The sequence below is a fragment of the Bacillus cereus group sp. MYBKT111-2 genome (genome assembly GCF_051915205.1).
GTDB lineage: Bacteria > Bacillota > Bacilli > Bacillales > Bacillaceae_G > Bacillus_A > Bacillus_A paranthracis.
Map to the genome: position 1 here is coordinate 99,272 of NZ_JBQAEG010000012.1, position 16,831 is coordinate 116,102.

Consider the following 16,831-nt stretch of genomic DNA (forward strand, 5'->3'; position numbering starts at 1 on the left):
GCATGAAGCTATTTTTACGTGATCATTTTGCATTTTTTCTACTGTACGTATTAAACTTCGGTATCATCTTCGTTCTTTATGATGCAGTAGATGGATTTCAAAATAATAAATTTTACTTCGTCGTTTTAAGCTTATACTTATTTATTTGTTTCCTCGCTTACCGTTACGTTCGTAATCGTAGAATGTACCATAGATTAAGTGAACAACCAGAAAAAATGGAAGATGCATTTATTGAAAGAGCAACTGCTCCGATGCCTCACGGTGTAAATGAACTCGTGCGCACGCAGTATCGTCTATTCCAAAAAGAACTACAATCGTACGAAGTAAAACAACAAGAACATCAATTATTCATTAACCACTGGGTGCATCAAATGAAAACACCCGTTTCTGTTATGCAACTTATGGTACTCGAAATGGAAGATGAACATTTAATTCCGAAATTCAAAAAAGAATTAGAACGTCTAAACCAAGGGCTTGATATGGCTTTATACATGGCAAGGTTAAATAACTTCCATGAAGACTTCCATGTTGAGACGATTTCATTAAAAGATACGGTAACGAAAAACATTAATGGATTAAAAGAACTATTTATCCGAAACGGAGTCTTCCCTGTTTTAGAAGTTCATTCTGATTTACAGGTTGCTTCTGATGCGAAATGGCTAAAATTTATCATCTATCAGTTAATGACAAATGCCGTTCGTTACTCTGGTGAGCGCGGAAAGAAAGTATTCTTATCCGCTTATCGAAACGGAAAAGATATTATTTTAGAAGTTCGTGATGAAGGTGTTGGTATTCCGCAAGAAGATATTCGACGAGTATTCGAACCGTTTTACACTGGGAAAAATGGTCGTACATTCGGAGAATCTACTGGTATGGGACTTTATATCGTAAGTAAAATTTGTGATTATTTAGGTCACTCTGTCAAACTAGATTCTGAAGTTGGAAAAGGAACGACGATTAAAATCATCTTCCACAACGCTGCAAATAATCAATCAGAACATACGGAGAAGGTGACCGAAGCATGATCGTGACATATGCAAGCAAAATGTATGAGAACTCACTCTCATACATTTTTTGCAATAAAACTACATATTTGTCTTCTAGCGGGAGGTACGTATTATGACATTTTGGCAGTTTGCCTTTAAAAATGTAACACGTAATTCCAGAGCTTATTTTGCTTATTTCGTAAGCAGTTCTTTTTCGATTGCTGTTTTCTTTTCGTTTGCTGTTTACTTATTCCATCCGAAATTACAAAACTTTGGCATGGTCTCTGAAATTTCAGGATTAATGATATTTTCAGAAGTAGTAATCGTATTTTTCTCTTTCTTCTTTTTACTATATTCCATTGGTACTTTTTTAAAAGTTAGAAAAAAACAATTCGGTGTTTTGACCGTTTTAGGAATATCTAGAAAACAATTACACCGTCTCGTCTTCATGGAAAATATGTTAATCGGTATTTTATCTATCTTTTTCGGCATGCAGTTTGGACTTGTCTTCTCGCAATTTTTCTTATTAGTCACAGCAAAAATTACGCACGTACCGGGCATATATTTATACTTGCCTATTAACGCGTTTATTTTAACGACAATCGTCTTCCTTAGTCTTTTTATCGTTGTATCTACGTTGACACCGATGCTCATTCGTACAAAAAAAGCGGTACACCTGTTAAAAACAAAGAACGGAAAACAAAAAGAAAAAAAACCATCCATACTCGTTTCTTTATTTGGTGCGATTTGTTTATTTGGTGGCTATGCGTTAGCTGGAAATCCTAAATATTTCGTATCAGTAAGCCCACAAATAGGTGTTATATATATGGTTTCAAGTATTTTCGTCATTCCAACGCTCGTTACAATCGGTACATATTTCTTCTTTTCACAAATTAGTTTCTTACTTATTTATATTTTAAAGAAAAGAAGAAAGTTTTATATGAAACAGATTAATATGCTTTGGATTTCTGATTTAGCAAACCGTATTCGAACGAATATTAATATGCTTTTTATTGTAGCAATGCTATCTACTATCGCTTTCACAATGATTACGTTCCTATATGGGTTCGGAAAATTTATTAAGCTAGACGTTAATCGAACTTCGCCTTTCCCAATTTCTTATTTTTCTTATGATGCGAATCCTTTTGTTACAGAGCATTTAAATTGGCTTGAGCAACAATTACAAAAAGAGCATTTTCCTTATGAGAAAATAACAGCTGATATATATAAAACACCGCTAGAAGAAGATAAAGGTATAGCTATTTATAATGACGTATACGCAATTAAGCAAAGTGACTATAAAAAACTTGCGAATTCTTTACGAATGAAACAACTATTTATAAATGATAACGAGGCATATGTTTTAACAGGAACATCTTATATCACCATATTCAATGAGTTTGAGCAAAGCTACAAAAGAGATTACATTACACTCTCTAGTACAAATACGAAATTAAAAGTAAAAGGCTATGAACAGATCCATGCAATTCCATCTAATTTTTCATATCAAACGATAGTTTTGCCTGATATTGTCGTGAACAACTTACCTAACACGGTAAAGCATATATCAGCATATAATTACAAAATTCAAAACTGGGAACAGACATATGAAATTGCTGATAATTTTATAGAAAAAGTACAAAAAGATCAAAATAAATTTCAGTATGAAGGACCTCTTATTCGCTCCTTTGAGTCAGCAGGATCGTTATACAGAATAACATCTGGTAGTGCTGCATACTTCCTAATTGGAACATTTTTAGGAGTTATTTTCTTCATTGGAGCCGGTAGCGTTCTTTACTTTAGAATGTATACAGATTTGACGAACGAACAAGAGAAATACATAACGATTTCTAAAATCGGTGTAACAGGTGCAGAGATGAAACGATCTGCAACCATACAACTTAGTATTTTATTTTTCGTTCCGTACATTATGGCATCCATTCATACAATGTTCGCAACGAAAATGCTACAAGATGTAATTGGCTTATCTTTGTTCAAAGAAGTTTCAGCCGTTCTTATTATTTTTGGATTCGTTGAAATTGTATTTTTCTTATTCATTCGCTCACTTTATATGCAGAAGTTATCACAATATACTGATACACATTAAAAAGGTTATTACATGAAAAAGGTGGGATCTCTTCCCTCCTTTTTCATGCCCATTATATTAGGAGGTTTAGGTGAATGACATTTTGGCAGTTTGCATTTAAAAACGTCACAAGGAACGCCAGAGCTTATTTCGCCTATTTTGTAAGCAGTGCATTTTCCATTGCAATTTTTTTCTCGTTTGCAGTTTATTTATTTCATCCTAAATTGCATATGACAGGCGTGAATGCTGCTCTGAACATATTAATGACAATTTCAGAAATTGTCATCGTATTCTTTTCATTTTTCTTTTTACTATATTCAATCGGTACTTTCTTAAAAGTGCGAAAGAAGCAATTTGGGATTTTAACAGTACTTGGCATATCCCAAAAACAATTAAAGAGACTCGTATTTCTAGAAAACATGCTAATTGGTGTTCTTTCCATCTTTTTCGGCATTCAACTTGGACTTGTTTTCTCGCAGTTCTTTTTATTAGTTACCGCCAAGATTACACATGTTCCTGGTTTATATTTATATTGGCCAACAGCTGCCATTATTTTAACTATGATCATTTTTCTAGGACTCTTCATTCTCGTCTCATCGTTTACGCCAATGCTCATTCGGACGAGAAAGGCTGTACGTCTTTTAAAAGAAGGAACAAAACAAAAAGAAAGAAAAGCATCTGTGCTCATCTCTCTATTTGGTGCGATATGTTTAATATCTGGATACGTACTAGCAGCCAATCCGCTATATTTCATGTCGCTCGGCGACGTAGTTGGGCTTTTGTACGCCACCACCAGTATATTTCTCATTCCGTCACTTGTTACAGCTGGAACATACTTTTTCTTTTCACAAATTAGTTTTTTACTCATTCGTATATTAAAAACGCGAAGAACATTTTATATGAAGCGAATTAATATGCTTTGGATTTCTGATTTGGCAGCGCGCATTCGGACAAACATTAACATGCTCTTTATTGTAGCGATGCTATCAACACTTGCTTTTACTATGATTACATTCTTATATGGATTTGGTAAATTTATGAAGTTCGATACAGTAAGAGAAAACCCTTTTCCTTTTACATATTTATCACATACTGAAAATACGTTGGCGGATGAACATTTAAACTGGTTAGAACAAAAATTTAATGAAGAGCACTTTACTTATACAAAATTTAAAACGGATATATATGAAGTATCTTCAGCTGAAAATAACACGCAGCTCTATTATGCCATTAAGCAAAGTGACTATAATGTACTTGCTAAAGCTTTAAATTGGGAGACACTCACGGTAAATAAGAATGAATCTTATATTCTTATGAAAGACTTAGATGATCAAGTTATTGGAACGCTTCACAATAAAGACAAGAAAAATACTCTTACACTTACGCAAAACAATTTACAACTACAAGTGAAAGAATATAAAAGTTATAATCCATTCCCAAATCGCTTAATATACCAATTGCTCATACTATCTGATGAAAATGTAGAAGCATTATCCACTGTTTCAAAACAGATGAGTGTATATAGCTTTAAAGTTAAGGACTGGGAAAAAGCTAATAACATCGGCGCGGTATTCATAAACAAAATTAATACCGACGGGAACAACATTCAAGCAGAGCACCCGCCTTTCCATGCAAGTGAAGCGAGCGATTCTCTATACACAACAAAACAAAATGTCGCTTCGTTCTTCTTAATTGGTACTTTCTTAGGTGTTATTTTCTTTATTGGTGCTGGCAGTGTTCTTTACTTCAGGATGCATACAGATTTAACAAATGAACAAGAAAAGTATGTAACGATTACAAAAATTGGTTTAACAGAAGCCGAAATGAAACGATCTGCTACAATTCAACTTGCGATTCTATTCTTTGTCCCGTACATTATGGCATCAATTCATACGATGTTTGCTACAAAGATGCTGCAAGAAGTTTTACATCTCTCGTTCTTCGCCGAGATTACAGTCGTACTGATGATTTTTGGAACAGTTGAAATTTTATTTTTCCTTTTAATTCGTTCCTTCTATATGCAAAAATTATCACACCATATTAAGTTTTAAAGGATAGAAAGGTGATTATTATGGAAGAAGTATTACACATTAAAAATGTCTCAAAAGTGTATGAAGGAAAGGTCCCTCATACAGCTTTAAAAAATATAAATTTACATGTAGATCAAGGTGAATTCGTTGCGATTATGGGACCATCTGGTAGCGGTAAATCTACATTTTTAAACGTTATTTCTACCATTGATTCTCCGACTGCTGGTGATGTCGTGATTAATGGAAAAAAACCGCACACATTTCGTAGAGAGAAGTTAGCTATTTTCCGCCGCCAAGAGCTAGGATTTGTTTTCCAAAACTTTAACCTACTAGATACACTAACAATCGGTGAAAATATCGTACTACCTTTAACATTAGATAATGTTCCTTTAAAAGAAATGGATGAAAAGCTTGATAACATTTCAAAGAAACTTGGAATTGATCATATTTTAGACAAGCGTATCTTTGAAGTGTCAGGAGGACAAGCACAGCGTACCGCAGTAGCACGTGCTGTTATTCATCATCCTTCACTTTTACTTGCCGATGAACCGACAGGAAATTTAGATTCAAAAGCGGCAATTGACGTGATGGAACTATTTACGAAATTGAACAAAGAAGAAGATGCAACAATTTTAATGGTTACGCACGATCCATTCGCAGCAAGTTATTGTAACCGCGTCATTTTCATTAAAGATGGCGAACTTTACAATGAACTACACCGCGGATTGTACCGTGAGAAATTTTATCAAGAAATATTAGATGTTTTAGCATTACTAGGAGGAAGACGTGGATGACATTTTGGCAATTCGCATTTAAAAATGTCTCCCGTAATTCAAAAGCATATTTCGCCTACTTTGTAAGTAGTGCGTTTTCTATCATGGTTTTCTTTTCATTTACTGTATACGCGTATCATCCGCGGTTACAAAGTGTACAAAGTTTCCAAGAACGTGATCCTCTAATGAACTTAGCTAGTACAGCGCAGTTGGTTATCGTTATGTTCTCGTTCTTCTTTCTCTTATATTCAATTGGAACATTTTTAAATGTACGGAAGCAGCAATTTGGCGTTTTAACTGTTCTCGGTATATCTCAAAAACAATTAAAACGTCTTTTGTTTACTGAAAATATGATCATTGGAATGCTTGCTATCTTTGCAGGTATTCAAGGCGGTCTTGTTTTCTCTAACTTTTTCTTACTCGTTACTTCTAAATTAACAAGTGCAAAAGGCCTCTATTTATATTGGCCAACAGAAGCTATTATCGTTACAACCGTAACTTTTATTATTTTATTTTTCATCGTATCTACGTTTACACCAATGTTTATTCGTACTCGAAAAACAACGCAGCTTATTAAGGGAGTTAACAAAGAGAAGAGCGAAAAAAGACCATCTATACTCATTTCACTATTTGCTTTAACTTGTCTAGGACTATGTTATTATATTGCCGGTTATCCGCAAGGCTACATAACAGAAAAAAATGCCCAAAATGGATCTGTATTCTTAATTATGTTATCTATTTTACCGCTTGTAGTAATTGGGACGTATTTATTTTTTTCACAAACATTTCTTCTCTTTATCTATATTTTAAAGAAACGAAGAAAGTTTTATTTGAAACAAATAAATATGTTATGGATTTCAGATTTAGTTTCTCGTACCCGCAGTAATATTAATGTACTCTTTATCGTTTCTATGCTATCTGCACTTGCATTTACGATTATTATCGGGTTATTTGCTGCAAACAATCATACGAAAGCACCCATACTAGAACGATATCCTATACCATTCACCTATACATCAGAAGGTATTAATGTATTTGAACAAAAGCATATTACTACGATTGAAACTGAACTTACAAATGCTAATTTTCAATATGACAAATATAAATTTACCGTTTTAAAAGATACAGCTTCAAAAGAATCAATTGCCATTATGAAAATGAGTGATTATAACGCAATAGCAAAGCAATTAAACAGGCCAGAAATCACTCTCGAATCTTCACAAGTTTATAATATTTCTCGCTATTCACCAGCGTTATTAAATCTCGTATCTAACCCATTTGCGAAGCAGGGCACGATTACACTTGGCTCTAATAAAAAGGAATTTCAAATTAAAGGTTTTATTAATAGAGGAATTGAGCCCCCCTTTGCATTACCTCACTTAATAGTGATGCGAGATGAAGTAATTGAAAATATGGTTCCTCATATTGAAACAATTACAGTTTATAACTACTTCGTGGAGAATTGGGAAAATGCAATTGTCCCAACAAAAAATATATTAAAAAGCTTAAATCATGATGAAGAAACTTTGTATGAAGCACATAAGGGTGAAGAAGATTTCATTAAACCATTTCATATTTATACAGCTACGGATGAACTGGTTCATAGTAAAGGAAATGCAGTTGCTCAATTCTTTATTTGGGCATTTCTCGGCTTTATTTTCTTTATCGGTGCAGCTAGTGTTTTATACTTCCGTATGTATAACGACTTAACGAATGAAAAACAAAAATATATTACGATTACAAAGCTCGGATTAACTGAGTCAGAAATGTTTCGCTCCGCAACGATTCAATTAGGAATTTTATTTTTCGTCCCTTACATTGTTGCTGGTGTTCATACATTATTTGCGGTTAAGTTTTTACAAAGCATGCTCGCTTTTTCTTTACTAAAAGAGCTATTAATTGTACTCACTTTCTTTGGGATTATCGAGATTATTTTCTTCTTCTTAATCCGATCTCTGTACATTAATAAATTATCGCAACACATAAAAATATGAATAAAATGGCCTTGTGCGTATTGCACAAGGCCATTTTCAATAGTTTTTAATTAGCAGCAATATCCGCCGTAGCCACCATATCCGTAGCCGCCGTAACCGCCATAACCACAACCGCCTCCGCCACCGAAGCAGCTAGCACCGATGATAATTAATAAAATAAACAATACGATTAGAAGCGCAAAACCGCCTCCGCACCCATGTCTGCGGTTACAATCATCATGTCTGTGTTCACACTTTTCGCTCATTACTCTATTCCTCCTTTAGTATCATTCATAACAAGTTCACCTTGCTCTAAATGAGGGGATTCCATTTATATTATGTTTTCAGGGCGAATAGGAAGCTTGGCTTACTTAAAAACGGGCTTGTTTTAGGAATTGGGCTTGATCAAAAAAAGATACCTGTTAAGGTATCTCCTAAATAAACATATTCAATAAAAGCGCAAAACCAAATGCGATAAATGATAACAATGTCTCCAGTACCGTCCACGTTTTAAATGTTTCCTTCACCGTCAAACCTAAATACTCTTTTACAAGCCAGAACCCTGCATCATTTACGTGAGAAAACATTAATGAACCTGCTCCGGTTGCAATAACAAGCAACTCTAAATTCACACCAGACATGTGCTGAATAACTGGTGAAACAATTCCTGCTGCTGTCGTTAATGCTACTGTCGCTGAACCTGTTGCGATTCGAATTAATCCAGCTACCATGAAAGCTAACACAATTGGTGATAACGATATATGTTCTGCCATTTGCGCAATCGCCGTTCCAACGCCGCTTTCAATTAATATTTGTTTAAATCCACCGCCTGCACCGATTATTAAAATAATGGAACCGACCGGTAATAAACTTTCGTCTGTTAATTTTTTAATCATCTTTTTATTAATTCCTTGTCTTATTCCAAGTAAATAAAATGCTGCGAAACATGAAATAAGTAAAGCGATTACTGGACTTCCAATAAACACAAAAAATTCAGTCATCTTTTTCGGTAATGAAATATATGGTGCAACGACCGATAAAATCATCAATACAACTGGTAATAAAATAATAAAGAATGAAACTTTACGACTCGGTAAATCAGTTGAGACAGTCGTAACTCGAATAAGCTCTGGTTCATTTTCAGGTATAACCCTTTTATGTACCCACTTTGCAAATATCGGTCCTGCGATAATGGCTGTTGGTAACGCGATAAGTAATGAATATAAAAGTACCTTTCCTAAGTTCGCGTTATAAATACCGATTGCTGTCATCGCCCCTGGATGTGGTGGCACGAGCCCGTGAACAATAGATAACCCAGCAATAACAGGTAAAGCAATTAATAATATGTTTTGTTTCGTTGTTTTTCGAATTGAAATAACAAGTGGTAATAAAATGACAATCCCTACTTCAAAAAAGACGGGAATCCCTATAACAAACCCTGCAAATAACATAGCCCACGGTAGTTTCTTTACACCGAAAAATCGAATAAAGAAATCTGCCACTTGCATGCCGGCCCCTGAATCGGACATCATTTTCCCTAAAATTGTTCCGAGAGCTAAAATACCAACTAAATGCCCTAGTACACTACCAACACCAGTTTCATAGGCAGTCACTATCTTCGTTAAGTTCAGTCCAGACATAATCGCTAAAAATAAACTCGCAACTGTTAAACTAATAAATGCATGCCATTTCCACCATGATACCCCTAAAATAACAATCGCAATTGCAAGTAACGTGACGATTAATAAGTATATATCCATTTTTCATTCCCCTTACTTTATAAAAAAAGAGGGCGAATACCCTCTTTTTTATACGTCATAATTCACTACATAATGCTGCATTTCTGTATTGTAGTAGCCTTCGCTATATTCAATTACTTCGCCAACTTCATCGTAAGAGTAACGCATACGTTTTAATAGCGCTGTGCCCTCTTTTTCACCTAGCGCTTCTGCAACGAAACTAGGCGCAAGTCCAACAGCGAATTCATCTCTAAAGTTTTCTAAATGAATGCCTCGGTCTTCAACTAAATCATAAAGCGATTGCAAATCAAAATCCGATAAATCTGTACTTGCCATTTTCGCTGAGAAATAGTGCGTATAATGAATGTACGGTGCATCATTTAACGTATATAAACGTTCAATACGAAAACTCTCTTTACCGAATAATCGAAATGGCACTGTTCCTTCTTCATTCTGAACAATTTCTGCTTTTAGCAATTTTTTCTGTACTTTATATCCTTCTTCCACTAACACTTCAGTAAATTTCTTACCCTTTGACAGTTTTGTCGCAGAAGTGTTACGGATGACTTTCGTTCCTTTACCGCTTTTCTTTTCTAAATACCCTTCTTGAGCGAGTTCTTTAATCGCATTTCGTACTGTAATTTTACTCACCTTGAACTCTTCTTCTAACTGCGGTTCGGAAGGAATATTTGTATGAATTGCATATACACCATGCAATATTCGATCACGAATAATGTTTTTTATTTGTAAATATAATGGTCCTTTTTTTCTCGTTACGTTCACCGTTACACCCACTACCTTTCTACATCACCTACTGATGCCGTCATTGCCCGAAGTATATCCTTCTCTGATGACATTGGCGTATCACCGACGATTGTATGTGCAAGCATTCCAGCTGCTGACGCAAATGAAACAGCTTTCTCTGGTGCAAACTCTTCTATCTCGCCATGAATAATCCCGCTCGTATAAGCATCTCCAGCACCTATTCTATCATATACAGAAAACGTAAGTGTTTTTGCAAAAGTGAACGCACCATCTTTACATATAAATCCGCGAAGGGAATGTGTATTATCGCTATTAATAGAGCGATGTGTACCAGCGATTGTAGCGATACTATACGTTTCAGCTACCTTTGGAATAAGATCAACAAGTTGCGCCTCTCGCTCCGTTTCTTCTGTTTTCATTCCTAAAACAAACATTGCATCTTTTTCGTTCATCATTACAATATCAGCTAGCCCTAACATTTCTTCATAATGTGGTTTCGCCTGCTCGTACCCATCTTTTCCCCAAAGTGATGGACGATAATTGCAATCAAAAACGACAGTGCCTCCGTTTTGTTTAACTGCTTTCGCTAAAGATTTCATATGATGACGCACCGTATCATTCATCGCAAGTGTAATCCCGCAAAAATGAACGATATCAATTTCCTTCGCGATTTCTTCAAATTGATACATTTCTTCACATGCCGTATTGAAGCTACTTTCTAATCGATTCGAATATGTAACGCGGCTTGCACGTGCGCCAAATCCATTTTCTAAAAAGTACATGCCGACATATTTACCGCCTCTTGAAACAAGCGAGGTTTGCACGCCTAATTTCTGAATGTAAGATAATGCAGCATCTCCAACCGAGTTTTCCGGTAAAGTAGAAATAAGAAGCCCTTCATGCCCGAGATGAGAAAGTGCTGCAGCAACGTTCACACCTGTACCAGAAAATGAGTATTTTAATGTATTAGCTTGCGATAACAATTCATATCCTGGTACTTGCAGGCGCATCATTACTTCACCGAATGCTGCAATTTTCTTACGCATATTGATCAACTAACTTCTTCACGACTGCTAATAATTCACGAACATCTTCTACTTTCGTATTGCCAGTTTCTTTATCAATAATAGAAGAGTACACATGCGGGATCACTTGCTCTACGTTTGCTTCAAGCGCAATACGTACAATTGTTTCAAAGTTTTCTTTATCGATTCCGCCCGTTGGCTCTAATGCGAATCCTTCTTCCGCACAAGCTTTCGCAACTGCGCGATATTCTTCTTCATGAGCTAGCCCTTTCATCGGGAAGTATTTCAATGAATTTCCGCCCATATCACGTACAAGTGCGATCGCTGTTTTAATTGGAACGATTGCTTTTTCTTCTCCAGCTGCACTAATTGGACCAGTAGAAATATTTACGTACCCTACTTTTCCTGTTGGCGATACTAAACTATTAATCCAGCTATCTTTTCCGCCAAGATTTGCGCGTGTCGCTCCAACTGAAGGGAATACTTGGTTAATATGGCTACCTGGATAATGTTTCGCAATTTCAGCTACAACTGCTGCTTGGCGATTATCTCCTGCTCCTAGTCCGATCGATACAGCATCATCAATTTCTTTTCCGTATGCTTTCATCGCTGTAACAGCTTCTTCTACTGTTGAATAATCTTTTGATAATACGCCCACTACTACATAACCTTCTGCTGCTTCAAAAATATCTTTCGCATTTTCGATATTGTGCGCTAATACATTTAATGCTACGCGGCCTTTATAAAAACGTTTTTGAATGTTTGTCATTTTAGTTTCCCCCTACAATTTCTCTCAATTTTTCTTCAATCACATGTATGTCATCACCTTGAAGTGGACGTGGATCAATATCAAAGAATCCTTGTCTTACTCCGTAATCACGTGTATAAATCGCGATTTCCCCTTCGCGTAATGCTGTCACAACGTCTTTTGCCGATTTATTTAACTCTTTTTCGTTAATATGAATACGGGCTCTAAAGATTGCTCTTCCCGCTTCATCTTGAACGATCGTTACATTTACACCGTTTAATTCTTTTAGCGGCATAAGTACTTGTAACAACTCTTTTTCTTGTTCACTCTTATCTTCTTTTACTCCGTACTCATCAAGTGCTTGAAGTAAACCAAAAGTTGTTTCTTTCCCAACTTTCATGCTTCTTCCGATACAATGTAATTGCACTTTCAGCCACTCAATATATTTTCGTTTCCCGCCAACAATACCAGAAGTAGGTCCTTCAATTGCTTTTGAACCGCTATAAATGGCAAGGTCTGCATACTTCACATATTTTTGAATATCTTCTTCAGCTGCCGCATCGACGATAAGTGGTACATTATTTCGCTGCGCAACTTCCCATGCTTCTTCAACAGAAATCATATTTTTTTGCACGGCATGATGTGATTTTACATAAAGAATTGCTGCTGTATTTTCACCAATTGCATCTTCAATATGCTCTGCTTTCCCTTCATTTGCGTAGCCAACTTCTACAAGTTTTCCTCCGCCTAAGTAAATCATCGTTTCAACAGGAGCACCGTATTGAACGTTATGACCTTTTAACATAATCACTTCGTTTTTCGCGATGACCTCTTGATGAAGTCTTTCACTTTTACGGCGATTTCCTTCTGTCACAATTGCTGCGATAGAAAGCGCAATTCCACTCGATGCTGAATTCACAACGACCGCTGCCTCTGCATCTAGAACTCTCGCAATATGATCTCCTGCTTTATCTACTAAATCAGCAATTTCCACATAATTTTGTCCCCCATGTTTCATTGCATCCATAACTGTATCTGTCGGAGCGGATACACCTAAAATACTCATTCTACCACTCGCATTTATTACTCTTTTTAATCCGTACTTAGCATTCAATGAATAACCCATTGACTACAACCCCTTTCGTATCAATTCTTCTTTCAGCAATGCGCTGATCCCCTTCTGAATCTATTAACGTAATCTTCTCATCTTTCACCGTAAATAAAGTTAAATTTGCAATATCTCCTTCTTGAATACGGCCAAGCTCAGGTTTCTTAAGCCATTCTGCCGCATGTTTCGTCACCGCATCAATCACTTCTTCTAGCGGATAACCTAAGTAAAGGAATTTTGAAAGAACATGAGCCATACTATACACTGGACCGTGCACGCGATTCTTCCGGTAAATATCTGTACTAATTGTATTAAAGGCAATATCGTGACGCTTTGCTGCCTCTGCTACTTTAAAAGAAAAACTAGCATTACCATGCCCAACATCTAAATGAACGCCGCGATTCACTGCATCTAGTAACACAGGTAACGGTTTACCTTCTTCATCAAACAAATTATTTTCTTTCCCGTTTAAGTAATGTGTAATAACATCATCTTTTTCTAAAAGAGGTACAACTTCCTCAATGCGAGGAGGCGCTGAACCGATATGTACCATAATCGGTAATGATGTTTCACGGGATAAAGAGCGCGCTACATGCAGCGGTTCAATTCCACTATCACAAACGACGCTTTTACTCATTCTCGCCTTTAACCCAACGATTACATCTTTATACTTTTCTACTGCTTCTATTACTTTCTCTTTATCGATCCATTCCATATTGGATAATTCATCAATTCGTTTCAAACCGATGCGAGAAATATTTAAAAAGGCAAATAAATTCGTTTTCGCCTGCTCTCTACTTTTTACTAAATCTGCAATACGATCAGCTCCGCAGCTACCCGCATCAACAATTGTCGTTACCCCTTGCTTAACGCCAATTTCATCCACCTCATCGCCATACGGATCAAACTCTGGAAAAGCATGAACGTGCAAATCAATCCAGCCACTCGATACGTAAGTACCCGAGTAATCAAGAACCTTTCCACCCTCGCCAGCACCTGCTTTCGTCACCTGTGCGATTTTATTATTTTCAATTACAATGTCAATCTCTTCCCCGTTCACACGTTTCACATTACGTAGTACGAATCGTTCTGTCATTGTACTTCACCCTTTTCTATAAGAAGCCATAAGAATACGCTTACATTAAAGTTTCATTTTTTATATCTCTTTCACACGTTTAGCGTAACACAAAAAAAGGCAGAAGTAAATATAACGTTATAATGTTTGATTTTATATTACTTTCTTCTCTACTTTTAAAATGAGAGTTTTCATTACATATTCGGACAACCTATAAGTAGGAGGGATATTCTTGGGATTTCGAATTTTATTATTTATAACCTTAGTCACTTTGTATGTACCAACAACGATTAGCGCAGCCCCTCCATCACTCACGGCTGCATTTATCCGGGATCATCAGCTATGGATAAAGAAAGGAAATCAAGAAATACAAATCACAAAGAATCGATATGTGTATTCTCCAAAATGGTCTTATGATGGTAGGTTTATTGGTTATATTGATAGTGATGAAACGGGTAAAAAATCTAACCTATTCATCTATGATACGAAGGAGAAAATAAACTATCAGCCTTATGTAAGAGTCGTAACATCTGACTTTAAGTGGTCGCCAAACAAAAATCAATTGGCTTACACTGATCAAGGTTTATTAAACGTTACAAAAATAAAAAATGGTCGCCCGCACGGTTTTGAAAATGTATCACTTGGGGTTAGTGATTTCGAATGGTTCCCGAATGGAAAGGAATTTATTGTTTCCTCACAATCCTGCTTGCGTCCGACTGGATGGGGCAAGGTTCCACTTTATAAAATTCCAGTCGATGCAAATCTTGCTAAAGATAAAATAAAGCCTTTTTATACGATTCAAACAAATGAAACTGATTTATTTGCGGTGCATACTAACTATTTCAAGTGGAGTTCTGATAGAAAGTGGCTTAGTTTTTTGGCCAGTCCTACTGCCTCCTTGGCAATGGATAGTAATACATTATGTGTTATCTCATCAAAAGGGACACACTTTCGAACGCTTGGTAACATGCTATGGTTCAAAGACTGGATGAAGTGGGCTCCATCAGCCAATCAACTGGCCTATATTTCAGGAGAAGGAAGGTTTTTTGTAGAAAATAAAAAACTCACAATTGCAGAAATGGTAACAGCAAAACAACAAAAGGAATACACACCTATAGGTTATGTAGACCTTGATTTAGAATGGCTTTCACCAAACACAGTCGTTGTGGCTCGCGCAAAAGAAAACAAGGCATGGAAAGAAGGTCCTGTTCCGACGATGTTTACAACACTTTATATGATCAATATAAAAACAGAAGAACAGCGACAAATCTCATTCCCAAAACAGAATGAACGTGATGAAGACCCTCAAGTTATTGGACCTTATCTTACTTGGCTTCGCAAGAAAACAAATGTATATAAAGGCGATGTCTGGATGAAAGATAGCTTCCATAGTCAGGAGTATATATGGCTGAAAAATGTTGATGAAGCTCCGATTTTTTTTACTCTGAATAAACGTCATTGAAAATGTACGAATTACAATCCTCGTCATATAAAGGTTACTTCTTCTATTATTTAGGAATGTACTTGTTCCTCTATTTTGATTCTCCCACGATAGAGCACTATTATGGGAGAATCAAGATTATCTATTCCTGAACCGTCACAATAACCCCGTCCATATTGTTTCCCGAAATTTCATACTGCTTATTCGCTGGAACATTCACTTTCCTATTCCCGGAAACTTTATAATAAGAAACCGTATATTGCTTACCTTCCACATCGGTTGTGATTTCTTTTTGTTCTTTTAAGAAGTCTAAGTATTCCTCTAATGTAATTTTCTTTTTTTGCATAATTGCACTATGAGGTAGACCAACATAACGGATGTGCCATGGCTCATATTGAATGCCTGTAATGTTACTTTTATTTTTCGGATAGCGTAAAACAAATCCGTGCTTCCATACGTTCTCTTCAATCCATTTTCCTTCAGGCGCTTTCTCCATTTTCTTTTGCGTTGAACCAACGTCCAGTGATAACCCTAAATTATGTTCACTATATCCTGCTGGGAGTGCATAGTCAGATCCCATTTTTTCATATAGCTGTCTTTGCTCTTGGAAATCTCGATAGCCGCTATTCATTAAGAAATGTTGTACGCCATCTTTTCCAGCCGCATCGACAACGTTCAAAAACTTTTTTACAACATCCTTTGATAAACGAAGATTTCTATCAAATATTACGTAGCCTCTCACTAACTCACTATTATGATTTACATTTATAATATCAGACCTAATGCTATCTTTTTTAACTGGATAATCCCTGTTAACTAATAATAAATCGCCCTTATAAATTTGTTCCTTCGTAATCTCTTTCGCCTCGGTATTTGCTGCCTTTACTAGCTCATCTTTCTCGACAATTTTAACGTCAATTTCCTTTTGAAATAACGGTGATATATAAACGCCTACACATACTGTGCACGCTATAAAAAAAGAAATAAATACCCACTTTTTCATTTCTAGTTCCTCCTTAACGTAACTTACGTATAGAATAGAAAAAACTATTAAAATAAAAAGTGGGGTAAAGTTTAAATTT

14 protein-coding genes are annotated in these 16,831 nt (G+C 36.0%); 6 read left to right on the plus strand and 8 right to left on the minus strand.

Going from position 1 to position 16,831, the window contains the following annotated elements; all coding sequences use genetic code 11:
• Positions 1 to 2: 2 nt before the first annotated feature.
• From ACTFNE_RS24655 to ACTFNE_RS24675, 5 genes are all read left to right on the plus strand, one after another.
• A complete protein-coding gene (locus ACTFNE_RS24655; protein WP_000765352.1) occupies positions 3 to 1,025 on the plus strand; it encodes a sensor histidine kinase in 1,023 nt (340 codons plus the stop codon).
• Between the two features lie 94 nt (positions 1,026 to 1,119).
• Entirely contained in the window at positions 1,120 to 3,093 is a 1,974-nt protein-coding gene (locus tag ACTFNE_RS24660) for an ABC transporter permease (protein ID WP_270705654.1), read from the plus strand.
• 74 nt (positions 3,094 to 3,167) lie between these two features.
• Entirely contained in the window at positions 3,168 to 5,123 is a 1,956-nt protein-coding gene (locus ACTFNE_RS24665) for an ABC transporter permease (protein ID WP_270705652.1), read from the plus strand.
• A 20-nt stretch (positions 5,124 to 5,143) separates the two neighbouring features.
• Entirely contained in the window at positions 5,144 to 5,896 is a 753-nt protein-coding gene (locus ACTFNE_RS24670) for an ABC transporter ATP-binding protein (protein ID WP_270705650.1), read from the plus strand.
• Complete coding sequence (locus ACTFNE_RS24675; RefSeq protein WP_000144965.1) at positions 5,893 to 7,869, plus strand: FtsX-like permease family protein; 1,977 nt, start codon at positions 5,893 to 5,895, stop codon at positions 7,867 to 7,869. The genes ACTFNE_RS24670 and ACTFNE_RS24675 overlap by 4 nt, the downstream gene beginning before the upstream one ends.
• 50 nt (positions 7,870 to 7,919) lie before the next feature.
• Here the strand turns inward: ACTFNE_RS24675 and ACTFNE_RS24680 are convergent, their stop codons facing one another.
• From ACTFNE_RS24680 to ACTFNE_RS24710, 7 genes are all read right to left on the minus strand, one after another.
• Complete coding sequence (locus ACTFNE_RS24680) at positions 7,920 to 8,114, minus strand: YjcZ family sporulation protein (protein ID WP_001290395.1); 195 nt, start codon at positions 8,112 to 8,114, stop codon at positions 7,920 to 7,922.
• Positions 8,115 to 8,282: 168 nt separating this feature from the next.
• Positions 8,283 to 9,608 (minus strand): gluconate permease GntP, encoded by a 1,326-nt coding sequence (gntP, locus tag ACTFNE_RS24685; RefSeq protein WP_000356177.1) that lies wholly within the window; start codon positions 9,606 to 9,608, stop codon positions 8,283 to 8,285.
• Positions 9,609 to 9,656: 48 nt separating this feature from the next.
• Positions 9,657 to 10,382 carry a GntR family transcriptional regulator gene (locus tag ACTFNE_RS24690; protein WP_000539282.1) on the minus strand — a complete coding sequence of 242 codons (726 nt, stop codon included), beginning with the start codon at positions 10,380 to 10,382 and terminating at the stop codon, positions 9,657 to 9,659.
• Positions 10,382 to 11,398: a sugar kinase gene (locus ACTFNE_RS24695; RefSeq protein WP_046199476.1), complete on the minus strand. Its 1,017-nt coding sequence runs from the start codon at positions 11,396 to 11,398 to the stop codon at positions 10,382 to 10,384. Before ACTFNE_RS24695 ends, ACTFNE_RS24690 begins: the two co-directional genes overlap by 1 nt.
• Entirely contained in the window at positions 11,391 to 12,146 is a 756-nt protein-coding gene (gene dagF / locus ACTFNE_RS24700) for a 2-dehydro-3-deoxy-phosphogluconate aldolase (RefSeq protein ID WP_046199477.1), read from the minus strand. Before dagF ends, ACTFNE_RS24695 begins: the two co-directional genes overlap by 8 nt.
• Position 12,147: 1 nt before the next feature.
• Complete coding sequence (locus ACTFNE_RS24705; RefSeq protein ID WP_046199478.1) at positions 12,148 to 13,251, minus strand: DgaE family pyridoxal phosphate-dependent ammonia lyase; 1,104 nt, start codon at positions 13,249 to 13,251, stop codon at positions 12,148 to 12,150.
• A complete protein-coding gene (locus ACTFNE_RS24710) occupies positions 13,229 to 14,329 on the minus strand; it encodes an amidohydrolase/deacetylase family metallohydrolase (protein ID WP_046199479.1) in 1,101 nt (366 codons plus the stop codon). The genes ACTFNE_RS24705 and ACTFNE_RS24710 overlap by 23 nt, the downstream gene beginning before the upstream one ends.
• 211 nt (positions 14,330 to 14,540) lie before the next feature.
• Between ACTFNE_RS24710 and ACTFNE_RS24715 the strand changes: the two genes are divergently transcribed.
• The gene (locus ACTFNE_RS24715; protein WP_046199480.1) at positions 14,541 to 15,770 is read left to right on the plus strand and encodes a hypothetical protein; all 1,230 of its coding nucleotides are present in this window, start codon (positions 14,541 to 14,543) and stop codon (positions 15,768 to 15,770) included.
• Between the two features lie 121 nt (positions 15,771 to 15,891).
• Here ACTFNE_RS24715 and ACTFNE_RS24720 read toward each other — a convergent pair whose 3' ends face one another.
• Positions 15,892 to 16,752 (minus strand): D-Ala-D-Ala carboxypeptidase VanY, encoded by an 861-nt coding sequence (locus tag ACTFNE_RS24720; protein ID WP_046199481.1) that lies wholly within the window; start codon positions 16,750 to 16,752, stop codon positions 15,892 to 15,894.
• Between the last annotated feature and the right edge of the window lie 79 nt (positions 16,753 to 16,831).